The sequence below is a fragment of the Calothrix sp. 336/3 genome (assembly GCF_000734895.2).
Lineage (GTDB): Bacteria > Cyanobacteriota > Cyanobacteriia > Cyanobacteriales > Nostocaceae > 336-3.
Map to the genome: position 1 here is coordinate 1,105,561 of NZ_CP011382.1, position 23,717 is coordinate 1,129,277.

The following is a 23,717-nucleotide window of genomic DNA, read 5'->3' on the forward strand; positions in this document are numbered from 1 at the left end:
TCATCTAAATCAGCTAATTTCCTAACTGTTCAAGGGTGGCATTTAAGCCATTATTATTTAGCATTTGCAGCATATTTTCCGCATTATAACGGCTACTGAAAACGCCTGCTTGCATAACTGCTTGCCCTTGCCAAACTGTTGGAAATGCTTCGGGAGCAATAAATCTGACGATTTCCTGATCTCTTTGACTGCGCACGACTGCCATAACCCGGAAGCGAGAACCGTTGATTGGTTGCTCTATTCCTTGGGGGTTAGGGTTGCTATTGTAGGCAGTTGTGTTATTCACCTGAGAAAGACTAGCACTGTTTACAGGTAGAAGGGTATTCGCCCCTCTTTTCCGTGGTCGGTAATTGCTGTTAGGTTGGGTAGTGCTAGGTGCTGTGAACTCAATGACTTGGCTAGAGTTATTGTTGAAATTATTATCAGGATTAATTTGTACGTAGTTAACTTGGGCTTTTGGTGGGTTTTGACTACCTATTTCCGCTTGCCAAGCCGGAGTATTGGAGACTACAGGTGTCAAGCTGGTAGGCGTGGGAAAGGCTAGGGGTTCTCTGGTTGTTTTCTGGGGTAGTTGTCGTTGGTTTGTCTGACGGGATTTCGGGGTATTTAGGGCTACAGCACTATTGATAGGGGGTAAAGGGGCTGCCCAATCGATTTCCCTGGTAGGGGGGGATTCTGGGGCATTTTCCCTGGGATTCTGGGGCTGAGGGTTGTTAACGATCGCCCTTGACATGGTGTTGATATCAACTCTGCCAACAATGCGATCGCTCTGCAAATTATTTCCGTAAACAGCAATTACCCGTTTAGCTGCCGCCCCATTGATATCATAGCGCCCGTTACGGCGAAACTCGTTACCTCCTGGCTCCGTAGCATTACCCAAGTCAGGCTGGGCTTCTGCTAAACTAACTAACCCGTCTTCCCGATTACTCTGGATGATGTTATTACGTAAAATCGGGCGAGATGATGCCTGTACCACAATCCCACTGCGGTTATATTCTATTTGGTTGCTCACAATCAGAGGTTGAGCCTGTTGGGCAATATTTATACCAAAACCAGTGTATTGAAACAGATTTTCCCGAATTTCCGCTTGGGATGCACCAGTAATGGTAATACCGTTAGCACCATTGCGGAGAAAACTATTACCACGCACCAGAGGAAGCGCATTACCTGTGACTGATACTCCATCCTGAGTATTACCAGTGAAGGTATTATCCGCAATCAAGGGATTGCCAGACTCAATCCACACACCGTAACCCCTGGGATTACTATTGGTGACTGTCACCCCAGTTAAGGTAGTTTTGGGAGCTGCAACGATCGCCACATTTTGCCCACCAAAATTCCGACTGAGATACTCTCCACCACCTGTAATGACAATTCCTCTCCCCTTCCCACGAACATCCCCCTGAATAGAAACACCAGGTTTGAGAATTAATGGAAAAACTTCCCCTGACTGAGCGCTGTATGTACCCCTTTGCAGCATAATTACTGTATCAGGTTGAGCCTGACGCAATGCCTGGGTAATTGTCCTTAAGGGAGTACGCTCATTGCCATTCCCTGAGGTGTCATCTCCGACACTTGGGTTGACAAATAGGACATTAACCTGAGAAATTGTTTTCTCACCCGGTAATTTGTTTTGGGCAGTAATTGGCGTTTGTGCCATTGCTCTGTGGGCATCACTATCCCACCAAGTCACAGCTGTTCCAGCCGTTACAAACAAAAGGGAGGAATGAACTAGCGAAAATATAGCAATTTTTTTCCCAAAGTAGTTTAATTTACATTTTTTTACAAAAACCGTTGCCGACAACATGTCTGTCAACCGAGATTTTAGGGAAACGTAGGGGTAAATCAATTTCAATGCACTCCTTCGACCAATTCGACCAATAGAAAATTTTATACTCTCTGAGTAGCGAATATGTCGAGAATGTAAACGAGATATTTACTATTGATTCAGGACTTATCTGCCAGATTTTTGACCTGGAAGTGCCTAAAACCGCTATTTTTGCGGGGCAGTTACTATCTGAGGCAGTTGGCAACAAACCTTAACCTGAAGCAGTCATTTTTTACAGGGTGTAAATCTGCCGATGTATCCATTGAGTTCATCGAAAATCTCCAATACCTTGACCTGATAGCTGCTTTTGATACAGAGTTATTTTGTAAAATCTATAGATATGCGAAAAACATTGCGGATATGAGAGGGGCTGGCTGTTACGATGAAAGCACTAATGGGGTTGTAGTAATGGTCGAGCCATACAGCCAAAAGGAACGCACACAGCAAGTTGTTTGCCGCATTCTAGATGCAAATTTAGACCGTGCCCGCGAGGGTTTACGGATAATTGAAGAATGGTGTCGTTTTGGCTTAAATAATGCACAATTTGCTAACGAATGCAAGCACCTGCGCCAGGAAATTGCCAGCTGGCACACTGTGGAATTGCGGGTAGCAAGGGATACGCCAGGTGACATGGGGACGGAGTTATCTCATCCCCAGGAGGAAACACGTAGTAGTTTGAAATCTTTACTTCAGGCGAATTTTTGCCGAGTGGAAGAAGCTATGCGTGTCCTGGAGGAGTACGGTAAACTTTATAGCCCAAGTATGGGGAAAGCTTTTAAGCAGATGCGTTATCGCATTTATACCCTGGAGAGTAACTTGATGGGGTATCAACGACATCAGATGTTGCAGCGATCGCACCTGTATTTAGTCACCTCCCCCGACGACAAGTTACTGGAGACGGTAGAAGCTGCCCTGAAAGGGGGGTTAACCCTGGTACAATACCGTGATAAAAATACCGATGATAATTTGCGGTTGGAGTTGGCACAGAAACTTTGTCAGCTTTGCCACAATTACGGAGCGATTTTTATTATTAATGACCGGGTAGATTTGGCTTTAGCTGTAGATGCGGATGGTGTACACCTAGGACAACAGGATATGCCCATTGCTACAGCCCGTCAACTATTGGGTATTCACCGCTTAATCGGTCGTTCTACCACCAATTCTGACGAGTTGCAACGCGCGATCGCCGAGGGTGCAGATTATGTCGGTGTGGGACCAGTTTACGAAACTCCTACCAAAGCCGGCAAAGCACCTGCTGGTTTAGAATATGTGCGTTATGCAGCAAAAAACTGCCCCATTCCTTGGTTTGCCATTGGAGGAGTGGATCCCACCAATGTCAATGATGTGGTTGATGCTGGTGCAAGTCGTGTTGCAGTGGTTCGCAGTCTGATGCAAGCAGAGCAACCCACCTTAGTCGCTCAGTATTTTCTTTCCCAACTCAATCGCGTACAACCAGAAACCACTTTTTTCCTGCGTTGATGTTTGATTGCGTATTTTGGTGTGGGAGGGTTCAGATCCCCGGTTTCTGATGGAAGTCGGGGAATCTTGATAATCTATGCACAAATACATAAATAAGGGAAATTGTCAAGTACTAGAAAAAGTCTTTTGTTTAGGAATTAGTAATGTCTACCCAAATCACCTTGGAAGTAAACGGTGAAACCCGCAATTGTATTGCTCAAACCCTGCTACCAGAATTACTGCAACAGTTGGGTTTTAATCCTCGGTTAGTCGCAGTTGAGTATAATGGTGAGATTTTACACCGTCAATTCTGGTCAGAAACGAAAATTAATCAGGGCGATCGCCTGGAAATTGTCACAATTGTTGGTGGAGGATAAATAATGTTAATTTCACCATCTATTTTCTCTGAGTATTTACAATTGTAATTACAGTATGAGAATTCCCCGATATGGCATACAGTCAATTTACCCTAGAACAAATCAAAAAAGACTTTGGGATATCCATACTCGAACGATTTGGAATTTTCATTGATATACCAGAAGTAGATTGCAGTGATTTCCTCAAGCAAACACTACAGGATTATTTACCCCTAGCACTGGCAATTGATACAGAAAAAGCTCGCTCTGAGTTGATTGTAATGCCAATATTAGTGGAACTTAAAAAGCAATATCTATTGCAAAATCAATCACAAATTAGTATATTTTCTGGTCGGGAATTTACAGTTGATATTAGTAAAGGATTGAATGGTTTTTGTGATTTCTTAATTAGTCGTTCTCCCGAACAAATTATTATTGAAGCACCAGTTGTTGCATTGGTAGAAGCGAAAAATGATAATATTCAATCGGAATTAGGACAGTGTATAGCAGAAATGATAGCAGCACAAATTTTTAATGAAATCAAAGGAAATCAAATTTCTACTATTTACGGTGTCATCACTACCGGAACAAACTGGAAATTTTTACGATTGAATGGTAAAACTATCGAGATAGATTTGAATGGATATTTTATCAGCCAATTAGGAAAAATATTGGGAATATTGAAAAGTGCGATCGCCAATTAGGAAGGTAAGGCAAAAGTCTCTGAATCGTCGAGTTTGATAGGGTTTTACTTCAAACTAATAAACAGGAATGAAGCAATTCCGGTGTGTAAAGCCAACGGTGCATACTTCTTTTATTAGCTAAAATTTTACCACGTCGCCCCAATTTTTCCCGAAGTTGGGGATTTTCGCATAATTCCCGAAATCCTTGCAAGATTTCATCTCCAGAATTGGGATTAATTAAAATACCATTAGATTGATGAATTACTGCTTCTGTAGCATTTCTTAAACTGGAAGCAATCACTGGTTTGCCAAAATAACCTGCTTCTAAATATCTGATGCCAAAATTTTCCTGTTTGCGAGTTTCTAGCAAGGCAAAGATATCACAAGCTACATAATAAGCAGCTAAATCATTATCAGGAACATCACCGACAAAATGCACCCACTGCGTCAGTCTTAAGCGGTTGACTAGGGATTTCAGTTCTGATTCATATAATCCCTTACCGCAGATAATATGGTGAACATCATAACCCCAGTTGAGGAGTAGGGGTAAATTTTCAATAATTTTATCAAGTCCTTGGAATTTATCCAGTTTACCTACAGATAAAATGGCGATCGCGGTTGACGATATACTATAGCGATCGCGGATTCGCCGACGTAAATCATCTAGTAAAATCGGACTCATCCCCATAGTAAATTTTTCTTTGTAAACCACCGGATGGATGATATGGGTGGGAGTTTCCACAGGAAAGTAATTATGCAAAGTATCCCGCGTAGACACACTATTACAAATCACTCCTTGGGCGCGTTTTAGAGTTAAATTAAATAGCGATCGCCATCCTGGAATATTTTTTTTATTATCAATATCATGACCATGAAGATAAATGAAAAAGCGAATTGGTAGTAAATAGCTCAGACATAGCAAAGAAATAAATTCATAGCCATGACCCCATTCAATATAACGGTAATGATAGCGAAAATATAATTTAATTGCCCAGACAAATGACCAAAATAAATTCAAAATGGGAATACAAAATCTTCCCAAACTACTATGACGTAAATAATCCGGAATATCCCAACGATAAACAGGAAAATCCTGTACTTTATCAAAGGATATATCTGCTTGACAACTAGATGTTAGAACAACTACGCGCTCTGGTTCTTGACGACAGCGCTGATAAATATATTCAGAAATTTCACTATTTTGTGGTAAAAACTGACTAGATATAACTAAAATATCGGGAGATGTGACTTTATCGGTAATTTTTAATTGAATATGTGAAATATTTTCCATCTTTGGGTTAATAGATTCACTTTTGAACAGCAAAAATTGAGTTTAGCTAGAGAAAATTTACTGTTTCTGCAACACAAACACTATTGTTAATTTATTAAGTGACTTTTTCTTCGGTGAATGAAAATCTATTTTTTCTAATCTGCCCAGAAAATTTACTCAGGTTAAGCTTGGGGGAACATTACTATACTTATTGATGCTAATCCTCAAGTTAAACAAAATCCCTATTTTGCAGCAAAAGTTATTATTTTCGAGATACCAGGATTGCCGATAAATTGAGTTGGCAAAAAATCTTGATTGAGCTATAATAGTTAATCCAACTATCCAGATTTATCTATCATTAACCAAGCAAAAAGTCCTGGAGCAGACCTCACGAGTAATCATTCTCATTTAGAATATCTATTTATTCAGAGAAAATCCTGCCAAAATGCCGATTGCACCCTATTACTGGATTAAGGCGAATTGTGCGGTAGGAGTAGGGAGTAGTGAGATGAATTTAGCAGTGAAAGTTTTTTTGGTGGAATAGTAAAATTGAGGAAAAAGGGAAAGGAGAAGACTGAAGAGTATTTTTGGTTCCCTGTATCACCTGTTCCCTGGTGCAAATGGAGTTAATGCTCAAATAAATCCTTAAATTGCAGCAAATCGAGGGAAACTATTGTTGGTAAACATTGAAAACATTCCTCAACTAGTTCTAAACGTTCTTCTCGTTGCAGCATCCCGATTAATTTTTGTCGCACATTAATTAAATGACGCACATCATTAGCAGCATAGCTTAATTGAGCTTCAGTTAAATTTGCTGCATTCCCCCAGTCAGAAGTTTGAGCGCTTTTATCTAATTCAATTCTTTCTAATTCTAAAACCACATCCTTTAGTCCGTGACGGGGGGTGTAGGTACGTACTAACTTGCTAGCAATCTTGGTACAGAAAAACGGATTTACCCAAATACCGAGGTGATAACGCAGAGTTGCTAAGTCGAAGCGGGCAAAATGAAAGATTTTGGTGATATTTTTGGCTTCTAGGAGGGTTTTCAAGTTGGGAGCCTGAGTTTGTCCCTTGAGGATACGAATAGCTGTCACCTGTCCAGATTCATTACATAATTGTACAAGACACAGACGATCGCGCTGGGGAATCAATCCCATGGTTTCCGTATCAACAGCGATCGCCTCTGATTGGAGATATTGGGATAGAGCTGTTTGACTCAAATCAGAATCACAAACTTGAAAATCAGCTAAGGTCATATCAATAAAAAATAAATCATCATCTTGATTGCCAATCAAGTATCCCACAATTTCAAAACCCCGACCTTTGCCAAGAAAATCGGGGTTATACATCACAGAAATATTTCTGACAATTCCTGAGGAGAACTGGAGCAAAATCCCAACTCATCAAGAGCAGAAAATTGTGTTGATTTTACTTAACTCAAACCAAGTACGTTCAGCAATCACACCATCTACGGGTAAACCGACAGCTTTTTGAAATTCCTTAACTGCTGCTTCAGTACGAGAACCAAAGTCACCTTCTAGGATGTAATTGTAATAGCCAGCGATCGCCAGTCTTTCTTGTACCTTTTTCACCAATTCTCCCTTAGCACCCTTCTTGAGAATTACCATATCTACCGGCGCACCTTTAAACAGCGATCGCCATACCTTATCCCCAACAATTCCATCCTGGGTTTGAAATACTCTGCCTTGGAAAACCTTCACCGCAGCAGTAGTTTTTGCACCAAATACACCGTCAACCACTTCTTTCCCAGGAAAAACACAATTACCCTGTCCATTATGGATAACAAAAGCACCATAACTCAGTAATAAACCTTGCAATTCTTTGACAACCTCTCCCTGGGAACCTTGTTTGAGAACAGGTTTACGCAGTTCAGCAGAGGCAGTTAAATCTGTAGCAAATGATGTCATAGTTTTTATTTGAGAAATTTGATTGGTTCTAACTAATTCATCACACCCACCTAGAGAAAATCCGTATTTTCCCTCTTACCCTCATGGGTACTTCTTCCTTTCTTCACAATACCTGTCAAAATACCTAAGTATTTCTTTCTTCACTATTCCTTAAAATAGTTGGGTTCTCTCATTCCAAGGAAATCATGACTGACTTAACCATTCGTGCTGCCGAACCTGGTGATTGTGCAACTCTGTTTCACCTCATCAAAGCACTGGCAGAATATGAAAAGCTTTCCCATACAGTCACTGGTAGTGCTGGGGATTTAGAAAAACACCTCTTCGGTACACCCCAATATGCGGAAGCACTGTTAGCCGAAATCTCTGGGCAAGCTGTCGGTTTTGCCCTCTTTTTCCCCAATTATTCCACCTTTCTCACCCAACCAGGCATTTACCTGGAGGATATTTTTGTGCTGCCAGAATATCGCCGTCAAGGTATCGGTAAAGCTTTGTTAACAACAGTTGCCCAAATTGCGGTAGCAAGAAACTGCGGACGTTTAGAGTGGAGTGTTTTAGATTGGAACCAGCCTGCACAGGCATTTTACCGCCAGATGGGAGCCTCAATTCTCGATGAGTGGCGGATTTGTCGTGTGACTGGAACCGCATTAACCGAGCTAGGAAATCTCGCAACTTAATGTAATATTAAATACCTGAGTTGCAAACAAAAGTCAGTGTAATAAATCCCTATTGACAATGACTAGGTAAAATCCAAAATCTTCGATTTTAAAATCGTTTCAGCGAAGTATGACAGCCCGTCTTTTGACGAGAGGAACGGTGCAAATGAGAATGGTTAAGGATATATCACCGAATCATCCTTTGTTACAGAGGGAACACGCAATGAGAAGAATTCTTTCAGTATTAGTTTTAGGTCTAGCTATCTTTACCTTTGCTTTTAGCAGTCCTGCCCTCGCTGGAGACGCTGCAAGCGGAGCCAAAGTTTTCAGTGCCAACTGTGCTGCTTGTCACGCTGGTGGTAAAAACTTAGTGCAAGCTGACAAAAACCTGGGCAAACCTGCTTTAGAAAAATACGGTATGTATTCCGCAGAAGCCATTATTACCCAAGTTACCAAGGGCAAAAATGCTATGCCCGCGTTTGCTGGTCGTTTGACTGCTACACAAATCGAGGATGTTGCAGCATACGTCCTATCTGAAGCAGACAAAGACTGGAAATAGTCTAAATAGAACTTTTGTACTATAGACAAGTAGGAGTGGGCAGTTTGTCCACTCCAGTGTTTTTTTATTAAAAAATCAAAAAAATTAGGAGAATGCCTTTGAGTCGTTATTACCGATTCATGCTCACTGCTGTCTTAGTCGTGGGTTTAGTTTGTATTCTCTTGGTAGCACCTGTACAGGCTGAGACTTCAGTTACAGCTACAGACTTATGGCGATTGGGTATACAAAAGCTTTCGCGTCATGATTTTGAGGGGGCGATCGCCGACTTAACCCAAGCCATAGACATACAACCCAATTTTTCTTCAGCTTACGGTCATCGTTGTTTAGCCTACCTTGAGAATCAAGATTACCATAATGCGGTAACAGATTGTACAGTTGCCATCAAATTTTCTCCCCAAGACACCGAAGCATATTTGAATCGGGGACTAGCTCACTACAGAATGGGAGATTTTGCAGAGGCGATCGCCGACTATCAACAAGTCATTCACCAAAAACCCGCCGAATTTCGTGCCTACTACAACCGGGGAATTGCCCATACATCCCTCGGTAATCATCAGCAAGCCATCATAGACTACAACCTAGCCCTGACACAAATCCATGCTTCCCTGACTTCTCTCCTCGCAGATATCTACAACGACAGGGGACTAGCAGAATTTGCCCTGAAAAATATTTCCGCCGCGATGATTGACTTTGATATGGCAATTCGCCTCAACGCCCAAGACTACCGAGGATACTTCAATCGCGGTTGTGTTTGTGCCAGAACCGGAGATCATCACGCAGCTGTCCATAACTTTTCCCAAGTTATCCGCCTCAACCCTAGCAATGGTCAAGCTTACGTGAATAGAGGAATGTTATACCATCGCCTTGGTTATGAACAAGCCGCCCTACAGGATTTACACACAGCAGTGCAATACTTCGGTCATCAAAGGGAGAAAATCGCCTACGAAAAAACCCTAGAGTTAATTAAAAATGTGCAAAAAACCATACCAAGAAAAATTCAAATAGCTTAAATTAATGACAATTTCCCATGCACTCGCAGCACTTATATTTATAAATTTTAGTTATCTATATCTAATTTTATATCTTCTCGTCTTCTACAACACTATCATGCTTTGAGGGTGGGAATTATGGTTAGCGCCACACTACGTGAACGGCATCTGTTAAGCCTTTGACACCTGTGATATGATATTACAAGATTATATCGACATAATAATCTGCGCCCAAATCAAATGGTTGGAGAAGCGTAGTGTTAAAGGTTAGTGTTGAAGAAGCAACAATTAATTTCAAAAGTATTTTAGAACAAGTCGCTAAAGGCGAAGAAGTAATTTTGCTAGAGGAAAATCAAATTGTAGCTCGCTTGGTTCCTCCGCAAAAAAAAGAACAGCGTTTAGCTAGTATGAAACAATTCCGAGATGCAATTGCGGTTAAGGGAGAATCTTTAAGTACAACTATAATTAATGCACGTATTGAGGAGCGTAGTTGATTTACCTGGATACAAGTATTGTCGCTCCTTTATACTGGACAGAGGTATTAAGCGATACAGTTGAGGAGCTTGTATTAAGTGAGACTGAGCTTGGTTTGAGTCAATTAGTGGAAGTGGAGCTTATTTCAGCATTATCGCGTCGGGTTAGGATGGGTGAAATATCTCAAGATGATGCAGCAGCTATAGTCGAAAGGTTTCAAATTGATATAGATAGTGGTTTTTATAATCGTATTACTCTCGAAACAATTCACTATCACTTAGCTCGTGAGTGGATTAGTCGGTTTACAACACCAATGCGTACACTTGATGCTTTGCATTTGGCTGTTGCATCCCAAAATAATCTTAGGTTGGTAACTGCGGATGTGCGTTTGGCTGCAAGTGCTGAGTTTTTGGAAGTTGATGTTCTTTTATTAGAGTGAACTTGTTTTTTACATTTTCCCATCTTCCACAGCACCTAATGCTTTGAGCGTAGAAATTTCGGCATCTGTTAAGCCTTTGACACCTGTGATATTCATATTTTCATAAGGGCGATCGCTCCTCAAAGTTTTTAGGCACTCGCCTGTTTCAATGTCCCAAATTTTAATTGTGCCATCATAACTGCAACTTGCTAAAGTATGACCTTGATTACTAATGGATAGCGAACGAACTGCTCCTGTATGACCAGATAAAGTGTTAATACATACTTTTTCGTGGGTATTCCAAAGCTTTATCTTTTTGTCATCACCGCCACTAGCAAAAATATTACTATTGGGATTAAAGGTTACGCATCTAACTCTATCCGTATGTCCTACAAAAGTGATTAAACATTTACCTGTTTGAATATCCCATAGCTTTACCGTATGGTCAAAACTTCCACTCAAAAAAGTTTTACTATCTTGACTAATTGCTAGTGCCCAAACCCAATCGGTATGACCGTTTAAGTTATTTAAAAGTTTTCCTGTATGAATATCCCATATTTTTATTAAATTATCATCGCCAATGCCAATAATAAACTCGCCATTAGGACTAAATATAGCGGATGTGGCTGTTCCAATACGTGCTTCAAAAGTATGTAAGCATTTTCCAGTAATAATATCCCATATGCGAACTGTTTTGTCGTCACTACCACTGACTAATTTAAGGTTATCGGGAGAAATAGAAACTTGAAATACCGCGCCTGTATGACCATATAATGTTCTTAAGCATTTTCCACTTTGAATATCCCAAATCTTAACTGTTTTATCGCTGCTACAACTAGCTATTTGTTTACCATCTGAACTAATTTCTACTGACCATATACGTTTATCATGACCTTCTAAAGTAGTAATATTTTGACCAGTATTTATATCCCATATCCTAATTACAGCTTCATTTCCGCTACTGACTAAAATATCTCCATTTGAACTCATCACCACTGAATTTATTTCATTATTATATCCTTGAAAAGTTTGCAAACACTCACCCATGCCTGCATTCCAAAGCTTTACGCTTTGATCGTCACTACAGCTGATTAGATATTTACCATCTGAACTAACAGCTAAACCACGAACTATATCAGTATGCTCATGTAAAGTGTTAATACACTCACCAGTTTGAAAATCCCAAATCTTTATAACTCCATCCCGACTGGCACTAAATAGAATTGAATTTATAACCAAAGAGTCTACTGCACGTTCGTGCCCATTGAAAATTTTTAGGCATTTCCCAGATAAGATATCCCATAATCGAATAGATTTATCAGCACTACCACTAATAATAGTATTGCCATCAATACTAAAAATAACTGAATATATTGTGGCTGTATGTCCTCTAAAAGTTTTGAGGCATTCTCCTGTAGAAATATCCCATTCTTTGATTGTTCGATCTGCACTACCACTAATAATAGTTTTTCCATCATTGCTAATAGCAATTGACCATATTCTATCAGTATGACCTTCTAATGTTTTAAGACATTCTCCTGAATTTAGACTCCATAACTTAATTGTACAATCAGCACTACTACTAGCAAAAGTTTGATTATCTGGACTAATTACTAAGGAGTAAACTCTATTAATATGTCCCTTAACAGTTTGCAAACACTTTTCAGTTTGGATATCCCATATCTTAATAGTTTGGTCACTACTAGCACTTATTAAAGTGGAATTATCATGACTAATAATGACAGACCTTACCCAATCAGAATGTCCTTGCAATAACGAAATTTCCTTACCATCAGAAACTTGCCATACGTGAATATTACCGTTAGTTTCGCCGGTTGCAAAAAGTTTATTATCAGAACTAAAGGCGACAGATAACGCTGTGCTAAAAGCTTTATTAAAAATCGATTCAGATAAATTTGCTCCAGAAAAATTTACATGATGCAAAGTAGCATTAGAAAAATCTCCTTTATTAATTACTACACCGCTCAAATCTCTCTCTTCCAAAGCATCCTTATCAAGCTTCACAGCCAAAGTCGCAGCATTTCCCCCAACATAACCAACCTCATCCTCACTTCTTCCTCTCGTCCCCTCAATTACCTTAATAATCATCTCTTTCTTATCAACATCAACCATCGGTAAAAGCAAATCCAACACCGCTTTTGTTAACTGCGATCGCCCAAATGTTTCTCTTAAATTCTCCAATGACTCACTGACAAACCCCTGCAACGGCAAACTTTGCCCATTTCGCCGAAAATAGGACGACCAAGTATAATCCTGCCCAACACCATTAACTACTTCTCCCCGTGCCAACTCAGTAAAATCCTCAGCCAACACACCCAACTCAGCTGCAAATTTATACGCGACAAAAAACTCTAACAATGACCGATGGGCTGGAGTATAATCCCCATCAGCATTACGGATTAACATCGTTTGCCCCATCATGTCATAATGCCAGTGGTCGAGGTCTTTTTCTTCAATCCCAAATAACTGCCGGATGCGATCAGGGAAAAACTTGTAATTCAAGCTCATTTGGTCGGTGGAAAGCATTTCCCAAGACAATTCGCACAGGAAATACAGCTTATCTGCCAAAGATGTAAACGTGCGATCGCTCTTAATATCCCGCTCCATTTTATGCCGCACCGCGTACAAATACACCCGCGACATATCCACAGGTTTCCCCGCTTCGATATCCGGTAATGCTTCCAAAATCAACTCCGTCATCACTGGACGACGGGCTAAATCCAATAATTGCGGGTTCCCCATCACCATTTCCACCGTTGCTGGTGCAGCTTGGAAGGATAACACCTGCTGAATTTGCTCGTCGTTAAATTTCTCCAATTCCAACACCTCAAACTGTGGTGTTTCTCCCGTCAAATCTTTGGTGGATGCTTGCAACTCTGCGTTTAATAAAGCTCGTCCTTCCTGCGCTTCCGGGAAATGTTCAGTACGACAGGTGAGAATCACCTTGGCTCCAGGAACCACAACTTTCGCCAATTCCCAAAAGTTGTTAATCATCTCCTGTTTATCAACTTTTGCCGCCATTTCATCGAAACCATCGAAAATTAGCAGCAATTTACCCATGCGATTGAGTTGTTCAAATGCAGAATATCCAGGTAGGGGAATTTCATGTTTGCGAAAGAAAAACTCGGAAAATAAAGATTCCACGCTTACCGCTTTCGCATAATCCCGCAGAGGAATCACCAAAGGTAAACGCGGCAATTCTGTACCCCGTTTTTGGGCATCCCGATATCGTTGCAATGTTACCCAAGCGTAATGCAGGGCAAACCAAGTTTTCCCCGTGCCAAATTCACCGAGTATAGAAATATGCTCCTTTGCTGGGTCATCAAGCCAGCGATCGATATATCCATCAATCCAACCATCTTGCTCATCGTAATGACTGACGGCGATTTGGCGTTTGCTAACGGGGTCGATTTCTTCTTTGCTACAAGCAAGGGGTACATACTTGGTATCAATATTGCGGCGTTTTATCGACCCTTCCAACCAATCGAGATAACCGCTAAAGTCAGCATCTTGAGCCAAAAGTTCATCGAACGTATAACAACCCAAGTGGCGATTTTCTTCCTTTTCCACCTCATTCCGTGCTGCTCTGGAAATGCGACGCGATGTGATCAACCAACCTTCATCGGTGCGTTGCGTCTCCACAGATTGCCCCAAAGCCATGACATCAGCCAATCCTGCTTCCCCAGCAATTCCCCGCACAAGAATGCGATCGTATCGATTTCGGCGTACAGGAATATTTATAATCCACTCAAAATAGCTATCCTGCCAGATTTCATACTTTTCAAACCGATAGCCCAAGGTTTCAAACCAACCCCGCATTTGTTGGGCTAATGCAATAGCCTTACAATTATTCTCGGTAGCAGCAGTCTCTGGCAACGCTGGATAATTTTCTCCTGCTAATCTAGCAATTTCGGTACGAATACCTTCTAAATTTGGCAATCTGCTGAGTTGTTCTTGAATATTGGCAATACGCTTGTGCAACGAACCGAGTTGATGACTCATCAACACATCACCAGTAGTGCGACTGCGTTTAGCAACCTCAATAAAAACAGTGGCAAAATCAGTGACTTCTCGCCTGACATCCAACCCTAAATTACGAATTTCACCATCTAAACTAGAACTATCAAGAAATGTATCGACTTCCGACAGTAAAATTTCAGGGTTATTATGGTCAAATGCTTTACGAAAAGACTGTTTTACCTCTTCGTGACGAAAAATTTCCAGCAATTGCCTGGGTTTACCAACACCATATTCCACCAACGCATAGGCATAAACCCCACTAAAATCGCCGGGTGGATGTTCCGGATCGAGCTTAAACTGCTGCAATAGTTTGATAACAGTTTCATTGCGCTGAATTTTTTCCTTGAGGATAGGATTTGCAAAACCAGCGATCGCGCTAATTATTTCGTTTAGAGGTATTGGTAACACAGGAATTTGGTATGTAAAGTCTGTATATCACCCGTAATTACACTTATACTAGCGCGTCGTTTATGAATGCATGAGAGAATAAAAAAGTAGTTCTCTTGTACTAATCAATGATATTATCTATTCAATCGATTCAATTTTCTCACGAGTATTGAGACAGGAGGAGGTTTGATGTCAGACCATACTTCAACAGCAGCAATTATTACAAATTATCGAGACAATTTTGGTTTATAAATTCCCCAACATGGATATTGAGGAGATACAGCAAATGTTTGGATTAAGCGAGTTAAAGCAAACACGGGTATATCAACAAGCTTTTGCGGAAGGAAGACAGGAAGGAAGACAGGAAGGAATCGAAGAAGGAGAACTTAGAGGAAAGTTACTTGCTGTACCACCGATGTTAGCAGCTGGGTTGACGGTGGAGCAGATCGCGCAAACTTTGAATTTAAGTGTGGAGGATATCAGGAAAGCTGCACAATAACTACCTCTGAGTTAAATACCGCAAGGGGTTGAACAAGCGGACTCGTTGAATCAAGAATTTCCTCTCATGATGGCAGGGGAGTATCAAAAATTCAATTATTCCTCGTATAGCTCTATCGTTGCATCAATAAAATTTTGCCAAATTTTGTTTGGTTGCCAAATCTGTTCGAGATAGCGACGCGCTGCTTCTTCTCTGTAACCTTTACGCAGTCGATGGTAGAGATACATCATTGCGGAGACGCGCATATTTTTAGCACAGTGTATCCAAATTTTGCGTTCTGGATTTTCATCGAGTAAATCAGCAAGATTATCAAAATCAGTCAGGGTAGGATTGTCCCAATCGATGGGAATATTGATATATTCCATTCCTAGGTTTTCAACAATACTATTTTCGTTACTATTCCAGTTACTTGACGCAGGGGTTGCCAGGTTGATAACTAAGGTGTAACCTGCTGATGCGATATTGACAAACTGTTCCGGGGTTGGTTGTCCAGAAGTGGAAATGGTGAAGGAAATAGGTAAAAAAGCTTCAATTTGTGATAAGGAAGACATGGGATATTTGGATTGGGGATTATTTGGAAGATTTTAATTTTTCCTGTCGATATTTTTTGAGTTGCTGTTGTAAATCGGGTGGAAATTTTTCTAGGGTATAACGCAATCCTTCACTGGAAAAATAAGTGCTATTAGTTTTGATAAAGTCAATTACCAAATTTCTATCACTTAAACTTAATTCCCGTAAAGCCCATCCTATACCAGTTTGGGCAAATCTTTCCGGAGATTGAACCACCACACCACAGGTGTTGAGTAGCATTTGGGTAAAATTTGGGAAATTACGATCTCCATGTTTGGCAATATTCACGAAACTGACGACTGATGCTCTTTTGCGCCATAAATTTTCAGCTTTGCACCATTGCATCACAGCAGCTGCACAGGATTTTCCCTGTTGTTTAATCAGAGGATTGAGAACTTTGACACAAAACCAATCACAGGTATTCCATTCCTTGATGTCACCTTCGTCGAATAAGGTAGCAAATTTGGGTAAATCCGATTCCCAATTCACTAAGCGATGTTTGATCAAAAATTCTTGCAGCAAGAGAATTCCCGCTAATTTATCCTCACCCCAAGGTTCTCGAATTAAAGTCACAGCAGTATCAAATTGTTGGGATGGTAATTGGCTAGAAAAATTGGTGGTTTTTACCCAGGAATGTACTATTGCCCTTACTTGGGGTAATTTCAACCCGCGAAAGGGTAAGGAGTGTTTGAGATAGCTTTCCCACCATGCTTGAGTTTTACTGTCACCTGCTTGGGCTAATTGTGCTTGGAGTTGAGCGATCGCCATGTTGGTAGTTGAGACGACTACATCTTAATTTTTGCACCATAAATACAACTTGTTGCTGTGGGAAGAAAGGGTTTTGTTAGTGGTGATAGAGCTACGCTCTGCCCTTCGGGCGAACGCCTCATAACAGTCTGCTCCACGTTATCGTACAGATGAAGGAAGTTATTGCTCTGATATTGATATAACCTGTTAATTAGGGCAAAACTTTTATCGAATCACAATTTATTGCATCTCTGATGAATTATCTTATTGCTGTACTCTCAGACAGAATTCAAGCTGAAGCGGCGTACTTAGCTCTCGAAAAAGCCAGTATAAAAAGTACCATTCTGGGTAGAGGCTATAAAACCGCCGATGAGTTTGGTTTAATAGACCCCAAGGAACAAGCACAAAAGCAAGCACGGTTAATGGCGTTTTGGTTGATACCTTTCGGCTTTTTCGCTGGTGTTGGCTTCAGTGTGGCAACGGGCTTAGATACCTTTGCTTGGGCTGGAGAAATCGGTAATCACATTGTTGGTGGGTTATTAGGTGCTATGGGTGGCGCTTTTGGTAGCGTCTTTGTTGGTGGTGGTGTGGGGTTAGTTGCTGGCAGTGGTGATGCTTTACCCTACCGAAACCGTCTCAATGAGGGTAAATATATCGTTGTTGTTCAGGGTTCAGAAATCCTCAGCCGTCAAGCAACAAACATTCTGCGTGAATTTGCACCGGAAAATATTCAAGGTTATGCAGATGAAATAGGATAGAGAATTGGGGGAAGGATACATTTTTTGTTCCTTCTTCCTGTTAGCAATTATACTATTTGAGGGAAATCATTAGAACAATTCGCAATGCTCCTAGCAGGAGAGGTAACGGTTCGACTTCGCTCACCTTTCGCCCTTCGGCTCCGCTCAGGGCTAACACTAACGTAATTACGAATTACGAATTACGAATTACGAATTATTTTAACTCATTACCCATTACCTAAATCTCAAATGTTGCCACGGGAAGAATTATTAAAAGGTGTTGAAAACCGCGATAGTATTGCGCGGGTTATTGATCAAGCGGAACAAGCGATTAAAACCTGGGAAGTTGTACAAACAGATTTTCTCTCTCCCCCAGAGATAGCAGAAATTCGCCAGGTATTTGCTCGGTTAACTGATATAGAGTTAGTGGCATGGGGTGGTTATCCTCAAGCTGAACGTCAAAGGATGGCGATCGCCCGTTCAGAATTACCCCTAGAACCGTCCCAAATATCAGTAACATTATTAGATATCGCTGGTAATTTTCTGTTTGACACTGCAACCCACCGAGACTTTTTAGGTGCAATGTTAGGCACAGGGATTGTCCGAGAAAAAACGGGGGATATTATTGTTTTGGGGGAACGAGGTGCCCAAGTCATAGTGGTTCCAGAGTTGGCAGAGTTTTTAGAAATGCATCTGCAACAAGTGCGCTCAGTACCAGTTAAAACCCGTACCATTGATATTAGTGAATTAAAAGTACGAGAACCCAAGAAAAAAGAATTAACCACAGTCGAAGCATCTCTGCGCTTAGACGCGATCGCCTCTGCGGGTTTCGGAATGTCACGCAGCAAAATGGTTTCTCTCATTGATGGTGGAGATGTGCGAGTCAACTGGAAAGATATTACCCAAGCAAGTTCCCAAGTCAAAACTGGTGATTTAATTGCGATTCGTGGCAAAGGTAGATTGGAAGTTGGGGAAATTGCTGTCACCAAAAAAGATAGGTACCGAGTGCAATTGACAAGGTATGTGTAAGGAGTAAGAAGTAAGAAGTAAGGAGTAAGGAGTAAGAAGTAAGGAGTAAGGAGTAGGAAGTAAGGAGTAAGGAGTAGGAAGTAAGGAGTAAGGAGTAGGGAGTAAGGAGTAAGATTAATTTATCAGTAAAATTTTTCTTGGTGGAGTACTACTAGTTGATGTCATAAGTTGTGATAGGTAAAAATATGTAGTCGTCGCGTCTTGCTCCTGTTTGTCAGAAAGCTGACTTTTCATCCCGCACTACAGTCAACTATCAAAATCAATGACATAAACTACTACTTTAAATAAATCAACAAATTCAATCCGGGAATTGTTCGAGATAAAGTCCACAACAACAAAGTAATATATAGAATACCGAGACTCCATTGATACCAGGCGATGGTGGAGACGATCGCGGGTAAATGTTCATCTCGTAATCGCACATCATTAAAACCCAGTCGCATCATGTTATTGAGACTAAAGTCATAATAATTGAGCCAATTCCAGCGACGTTCCCACAACAGAGGTAAGTATCTTTCCCTAAATGAAGTGTATCGAGGTATCACAGGTAATCTACCAATTAGTAAGCGCAATTGTCTGAGGGTTCCATCTTCGGTAAAATAAGAGGTATCCATTAAATCATGGTAGCGTCCCTGTTGATAGAGTTCGAGTAACAAGGTAGAAGGGATGGGGATGATAATCAAGAGTAAACATCCCAAGGTTAACCAGGGTTGCTCTGCATTGCGAAAGATGAAGAGTAAACCAAAGAGATTCAGAAAGAAAAAGCTGGTAAGGGTGGAAATAGTTTCGTAACTATTAGGAACGATCGCCACAGGAAGCAGACGACGAAATCTATCGACTAACCAAAATATCACCCCAAAATTGGCGATCGCAATGATTCCTACTCCCAAGACAACCCCGAAATTTGTACCGTATCCAGAGAGTAATAAAAGCAAACTCAAAGCAAACCAATTCCAACCTTGTAATATTCTCCCTCCCAAGGATAGGGGTGTACCAACAACAATTCTGTTACTAATTTGGTTGTAGGTATCTAAATCAATATCTGCAAGTGCTAGTAATTCCTTACTATTGCGGAAAGGTTGAATTTTGCGACGGGTGGCGATCGCTCTTGCTTGGGTAAGGGAAAAACCCAGATGTACTAATTTTGTGGGTGTCGCAGTATTAATATTTATCCCTGTTAATAAATGACTAATTTCTCTACGATGCAAACGCTGTTTGGTATATTCCACTTGATTTGCATCGGCAATTTGCTGCAACTGGCGAAAATTCTGGACTAAATTTCGCAAGACATTTTGATTTCCTTGCAAAGCTGTCACACATAATTTTTTGCCAATTTCCCCCGGATTTCCCAATATTTTCGCTTGGTTAGAATTAAAGGTTAAACCAGAAACATTTAAATAAGCAGACTCGGTAAAATCAGTATCACTAAAATCAGCTTGGTTAAGAATACTCGCACCTCGGAGATTTACAGATTGATTAAAATCTGACTCTCGGAAAGTCACAGATTGTTCAAAAGCTACTTCTGACAACATCAGAAACTGTTGAAAATTAGATTTATTAAACTGTGCTTGTCCCGAAAATACAGTGTTACAAAATATGGCATTACCTAACCATTGCGCTCGACTAAATTTTGCCAACTGTTTAAAATTACTTTGGTTAAAATTGGCATTGTCTAAAAAAGTACTATCGGCAAAATATACCGCTTCTTGAAATTGCCCTTCTCGAAAACTGACTTTATCAAAGAAAATACTACCGTTAAATTGACTCTGCCGCCGAAACAACACATTATTAAAACTAGCACCACGACTAAAACGAGTTTCCTTCCAATTTGCTATCTGATTAAAAATAGCACCATCAGCATTTACAGGTTGGAGAAAAAATGTATTCCCAAACTCCACACCCCCGTTAAACCGGGTTCCTGTCAAAATTAAAGCACCACGAAATACACTGATATTGTTAGGAGAATTTGATTGAGTTCCTAGTAGCGATCGGCAATCACGAGAATTTAAGATATTTACAGAGATAGATTGTAAGCAAACGTTCCGCAGACGCTCAACTTCTTCCTGCTCACCCGGAGAAAGTAATGGTGTAATTGATTGAGCATATAATTGAGTCGTTAAACCTAATTCACTGCCATTAAAATCTCCCTGAATCAGAGAATTACTTAAATCTAAACCCAAAGGTTTTGCCCCTGATTTTTGTAATTCCTTGCGCAATACCTGATAAAAAGATGCTTGCAAGGGGACATTTTCTGGTCGTAAATCTATCGTCATATTCCGTAAATCAACAGTCGTTACCCCTTCCCGTAAAATCGGACTGCTGATTCTTTCTTGCAATAATTCTAGAGTTAAAGGTAAGCGTTCAGATTGATTAGTTGCAGCTTCTGCTGAAGCAGGAATACATAATATTGATACTATTAACCACAAGCTACAAAAAAATTTACCAATGAGAGATAATCGGGAATAGGTAATCGTCTTTCTATATTTCTCCTTTATCCCATTTCTTTGCTTCCCTGCTTGTTTACCCATTCCCCATTCGACTTCACTCACGGCAAAAATTTCCCATTTACCCATTACCCAATTAATCCATCAACAGGACAATTTTACCTGTTATTCCCCCACTTTCTAGTAACTGATGAGCTTTTGCTGCTTCCTTTAAGGGAAACTGGTGAGCAACGTGAATCTTTAATTTACCCCCATCTATCAACCGAGCAGATTCTGTCAATATTTCCCCATGGTGCTGTTGTGCTTCCGTCAAACCTTGTAGCATCGGTGTCAACATCAATTCTAAACTGATGCGCAGATTACGGTTTCTCGCTACCTTCCAGGAGGTACTTGCTGCTGGTTCGAGTATTGTCACAATATCACCATATACCCGAACTGCGGGAAAAGTTTGCTGCAAAGTCTCACCCCCCACAGTATCAAAAGCTAAGTCTACACCCTCCCCACCTGTCCAAGCTAATACCTCTGACACAAAATCAACCTGTTTGTAGAGAATAGCTAAATCTGCACCCAATGTCTGCACAAACTCTGCTTTCTCTGGGGAACTCACCGTAGTTGCAACTGCCGCACCTTTGATTTTTGCTAACTGAATCGCAACGTGTCCCACACCACCAGCACCAGCATGAATTAATACCTTATCCCCTGGTGCTAACCGTCCCCGTTCATAGAGAGATTCCCAAGCTGTAATTAAAACTAAAGGAGCCGCCGCCGCCTCTGCAAAGCTTATAGATACAGGTTTGTGTGCCACATATCTTTCTTCGACGATGGCATATTCCCCATAGTTACCTGGAACCGCACCTAAACCACCATGACAAAAATATACATTATCCCCTGAGCGAAACTGGCTCACATCTGCGCCCACCGCTTCTACAATTCCCGCACCATCGCAACCCAGAATTGCTGTCATTCTATCGGGGTAGAATGTGCCCCTTTGTCGTAGTTTCGTATCAATGGGGTTGACTCCAGCAGCCTTGACTTTTACCAGAATTTGTGTATTTTCAGGGGGCAAAGGTTGAGAGACTTCTTGAATTTGCAACACTTCTGGAGAACCAGGTGCTGTCATAAATACTGCTTGCATTTTTAACTTCATAACAACTTGACAATAGAAGATAGAGGCAAAAATAATGATGAGTTTTCAAGCTGATGGCGTAATTGATAATAACAACAATTCATCCTTGATTTACTAAATACTAAATTCAAGTAGTACTCTCTCTATGTTTTCTTTTGAAAAATAAAAATCACTACTTGTACTGATTTGTCTAATTAAATACCAGTGTATAAGTATATATAAGAGATTCTTGTTATGAACAGGGAAAATATTCTATGCATCGCCTGATTGAAATGCAACCTTTGCAGCCAAGAACAATTCTATCAACCTCAGAAGTAATCCAAGAATTCAACACCTGCATCAAAACAAAATATACAGGCATGCTAGAGTTTACCAACTCATCAGGACATCGATGGCATTTTCACTATCACTTAGGAAGTATTATTTGGGCGAGTGGAGGATTTCACCCCTACCGTCGTTGGCGAAGAAATATAGAGCGATATGCTCCAGGGTTAAATTGGGAACAACTATTTGTTGGCTTGAAAAGACTAATTGAGAGCAATACCGACTATAAGTTAGTACTATTTTTGCAGAAGCAGGGAAAAATCCAGCCATTGGAGGCTTGTGAAATTGCCGAAAGTACTATAAAAAAACTTGTATTTGACGTCTTGCAACAATCTGCTGCTGCTTCCTCAAATGCTACTAATAGGAATCTGGGAAAAATCAATCAAGTTTGTCAGCAACCACCAATCATTTCCGAGGTTCTGGGAAATCGAGTTAGTACAGAAAGTCTGATCAAGAAAGGGTATACTCTATGGCAAAACTGGGTAAAGGTAGGATTATCTGATTGTTATCCTGATCAAGCACCGATTTTGCGACAACCAGAGCTATTAGCGAAGGAAGTCAACGCGACTATCTATCATAGTTTTGTTCAGTTATTTAACGGTAAAAATACCCTACGTGATTTAACCTTAAAAACGAGACAGGATATTTTATTAATTGGTCGTTCTCTTTTACCTTATACTCTCAGAGGCTTAATCGAACTGGTTGATGTACCTGACTTAATCAACTCCCCAGAGGAGAAAATTAGTAATACCTCTCAACCAACTACCAAGACAAAAAGTAGCCGTACCCTGATTGCCTGTGTTGATGATAGTCCACAAATTTGTCAGTCCTTAGAGCAGATTATCCAAAGTGCAGGGATGGACTCTCTAAAGATTATAGACCCCATTCAAGCCTTACCAACCTTGATTCAACAGCAACCAGACTTGATTTTTCTCGATTTAATCATGCCGATGACCAATGGTTTTGAAATTTGTAAGCAATTACGTCGTATGAGTCGTTTTGCCAATACCCCAATTGTGATTCTGACATCCAGTGAAGGCAGTTTCGACCAAGCTCGTGCCAAAGCATTTGGTGCTACAGACTTTATCCAGAAGCCTGTAAATAAGGATGCGGTACTGGGATGCATTAGAGAATATCTCAGGGTTCCTTCTCTGTTGAGTATGGCAGGATAACTGTAAATCTGTTGCCATTCTGTGA

The 23,717-nt window shown here is 40.7% G+C and carries 20 protein-coding genes and 1 pseudogene; 12 read left to right on the forward strand and 9 right to left on the reverse strand.

The window, feature by feature from the left end; all coding sequences use genetic code 11:
- Positions 1 to 13: 13 nt before the first annotated feature.
- A complete protein-coding gene (locus tag IJ00_RS04425) occupies positions 14 to 1,693 on the reverse strand; it encodes a DUF1565 domain-containing protein (RefSeq protein ID WP_168163417.1) in 1,680 nt (559 codons plus the stop codon).
- Positions 1,694 to 2,188: 495 nt separating this feature from the next.
- On the opposite strand from IJ00_RS04425, the gene IJ00_RS04430 reads away from it, so the two are divergent.
- From IJ00_RS04430 to IJ00_RS04440, 3 genes are all read left to right on the forward strand, one after another.
- Positions 2,189 to 3,307 carry a thiamine phosphate synthase gene (locus IJ00_RS04430; RefSeq protein WP_035158417.1) on the forward strand — a complete coding sequence of 373 codons (1,119 nt, stop codon included), beginning with the start codon at positions 2,189 to 2,191 and terminating at the stop codon, positions 3,305 to 3,307.
- Positions 3,308 to 3,450: 143 nt separating this feature from the next.
- Positions 3,451 to 3,663, forward strand: a complete 213-nt coding sequence (gene thiS / locus IJ00_RS04435) for a sulfur carrier protein ThiS (protein ID WP_035150476.1) — start codon at positions 3,451 to 3,453, stop codon at positions 3,661 to 3,663.
- 71 nt (positions 3,664 to 3,734) lie between these two features.
- Positions 3,735 to 4,346, forward strand: coding sequence for a hypothetical protein (locus tag IJ00_RS04440; RefSeq protein WP_035150478.1), 612 nt, complete (start codon positions 3,735 to 3,737; stop codon positions 4,344 to 4,346).
- A gap of 49 nt (positions 4,347 to 4,395) precedes the next feature.
- On the opposite strand, the gene IJ00_RS04445 is transcribed toward IJ00_RS04440, so the two are convergent.
- The 3 genes from IJ00_RS04445 to IJ00_RS04455 form a co-directional block, all read right to left on the reverse strand.
- A complete protein-coding gene (locus tag IJ00_RS04445) occupies positions 4,396 to 5,616 on the reverse strand; it encodes a glycosyltransferase family 4 protein (protein WP_035150479.1) in 1,221 nt (406 codons plus the stop codon).
- Positions 5,617 to 6,221: 605 nt separating this feature from the next.
- The gene (locus IJ00_RS04450; protein ID WP_035158419.1) at positions 6,222 to 6,851 is read right to left on the reverse strand and encodes a ribonuclease H-like domain-containing protein; all 630 of its coding nucleotides are present in this window, start codon (positions 6,849 to 6,851) and stop codon (positions 6,222 to 6,224) included.
- A 147-nt stretch (positions 6,852 to 6,998) separates the two neighbouring features.
- The gene (locus tag IJ00_RS04455) at positions 6,999 to 7,523 is read right to left on the reverse strand and encodes a peptidoglycan-binding protein (protein ID WP_035150481.1); all 525 of its coding nucleotides are present in this window, start codon (positions 7,521 to 7,523) and stop codon (positions 6,999 to 7,001) included.
- A 185-nt stretch (positions 7,524 to 7,708) separates the two neighbouring features.
- Between IJ00_RS04455 and IJ00_RS04460 the strand changes: the two genes are divergently transcribed.
- The 5 genes from IJ00_RS04460 (at position 7,709) to IJ00_RS04480 (ending at position 10,637) form a co-directional block, all read left to right on the forward strand.
- Positions 7,709 to 8,197, forward strand: coding sequence for a GNAT family N-acetyltransferase (locus IJ00_RS04460; RefSeq protein ID WP_035150482.1), 489 nt, complete (start codon positions 7,709 to 7,711; stop codon positions 8,195 to 8,197).
- 202 nt (positions 8,198 to 8,399) lie between these two features.
- Positions 8,400 to 8,735 (forward strand): cytochrome c6 PetJ, encoded by a 336-nt coding sequence (gene petJ / locus IJ00_RS04465; RefSeq protein ID WP_035158421.1) that lies wholly within the window; start codon positions 8,400 to 8,402, stop codon positions 8,733 to 8,735.
- 92 nt (positions 8,736 to 8,827) lie between these two features.
- A complete protein-coding gene (locus IJ00_RS04470) occupies positions 8,828 to 9,745 on the forward strand; it encodes a tetratricopeptide repeat protein (RefSeq protein WP_201782664.1) in 918 nt (305 codons plus the stop codon).
- Positions 9,746 to 9,981: 236 nt separating this feature from the next.
- Positions 9,982 to 10,218: a type II toxin-antitoxin system Phd/YefM family antitoxin gene (locus IJ00_RS04475; protein ID WP_035150484.1), complete on the forward strand. Its 237-nt coding sequence runs from the start codon at positions 9,982 to 9,984 to the stop codon at positions 10,216 to 10,218.
- Positions 10,215 to 10,637 carry a type II toxin-antitoxin system VapC family toxin gene (locus IJ00_RS04480; RefSeq protein ID WP_035150487.1) on the forward strand — a complete coding sequence of 141 codons (423 nt, stop codon included), beginning with the start codon at positions 10,215 to 10,217 and terminating at the stop codon, positions 10,635 to 10,637. The genes IJ00_RS04475 and IJ00_RS04480 overlap by 4 nt, the downstream gene beginning before the upstream one ends.
- A 9-nt stretch (positions 10,638 to 10,646) precedes the next feature.
- Here IJ00_RS04480 and IJ00_RS04485 read toward each other — a convergent pair whose 3' ends face one another.
- Complete coding sequence (locus IJ00_RS04485) at positions 10,647 to 15,065, reverse strand: NACHT domain-containing protein (RefSeq protein WP_035150490.1); 4,419 nt, start codon at positions 15,063 to 15,065, stop codon at positions 10,647 to 10,649.
- A 181-nt stretch (positions 15,066 to 15,246) separates the two neighbouring features.
- On the opposite strand from IJ00_RS04485, the pseudogene IJ00_RS04490 reads away from it, so the two are divergent.
- A pseudogene (locus IJ00_RS04490) lies at positions 15,247 to 15,543 on the forward strand (Rpn family recombination-promoting nuclease/putative transposase); the annotation flags it as partial.
- 95 nt (positions 15,544 to 15,638) lie between these two features.
- On the opposite strand, the gene IJ00_RS04495 reads toward IJ00_RS04490, so the two are convergent.
- The gene (locus tag IJ00_RS04495) at positions 15,639 to 16,094 is read right to left on the reverse strand and encodes a protein tyrosine phosphatase family protein (RefSeq protein ID WP_035150492.1); all 456 of its coding nucleotides are present in this window, start codon (positions 16,092 to 16,094) and stop codon (positions 15,639 to 15,641) included.
- 19 nt (positions 16,095 to 16,113) lie between these two features.
- Entirely contained in the window at positions 16,114 to 16,881 is a 768-nt protein-coding gene (locus tag IJ00_RS04500) for a DNA alkylation repair protein (protein ID WP_035150494.1), read from the reverse strand.
- A gap of 233 nt (positions 16,882 to 17,114) precedes the next feature.
- Here IJ00_RS04500 and IJ00_RS04505 point away from each other — a divergent pair, with 233 nt between their 5' ends.
- Both IJ00_RS04505 and IJ00_RS04510 read left to right on the forward strand, forming a co-directional pair.
- Complete coding sequence (locus IJ00_RS04505) at positions 17,115 to 17,618, forward strand: hypothetical protein (protein ID WP_035150497.1); 504 nt, start codon at positions 17,115 to 17,117, stop codon at positions 17,616 to 17,618.
- Between the two features lie 228 nt (positions 17,619 to 17,846).
- Entirely contained in the window at positions 17,847 to 18,626 is a 780-nt protein-coding gene (locus tag IJ00_RS04510; RefSeq protein ID WP_035150499.1) for a photosystem II S4 domain protein, read from the forward strand.
- Positions 18,627 to 18,901: 275 nt separating this feature from the next.
- On the opposite strand, the gene IJ00_RS04515 is transcribed toward IJ00_RS04510, so the two are convergent.
- Both IJ00_RS04515 and IJ00_RS04520 read right to left on the reverse strand, forming a co-directional pair.
- Positions 18,902 to 21,199 carry a pentapeptide repeat-containing protein gene (locus IJ00_RS04515; protein WP_238178431.1) on the reverse strand — a complete coding sequence of 766 codons (2,298 nt, stop codon included), beginning with the start codon at positions 21,197 to 21,199 and terminating at the stop codon, positions 18,902 to 18,904.
- Positions 21,200 to 21,206: 7 nt separating this feature from the next.
- Positions 21,207 to 22,205 carry a zinc-dependent alcohol dehydrogenase family protein gene (locus IJ00_RS04520; protein WP_035158427.1) on the reverse strand — a complete coding sequence of 333 codons (999 nt, stop codon included), beginning with the start codon at positions 22,203 to 22,205 and terminating at the stop codon, positions 21,207 to 21,209.
- Positions 22,206 to 22,450: 245 nt separating this feature from the next.
- Between IJ00_RS04520 and IJ00_RS04525 the strand changes: the two genes are divergently transcribed.
- Complete coding sequence (locus IJ00_RS04525; RefSeq protein WP_082127255.1) at positions 22,451 to 23,692, forward strand: PleD family two-component system response regulator; 1,242 nt, start codon at positions 22,451 to 22,453, stop codon at positions 23,690 to 23,692.
- Positions 23,693 to 23,717: the final 25 nt, after the last annotated feature.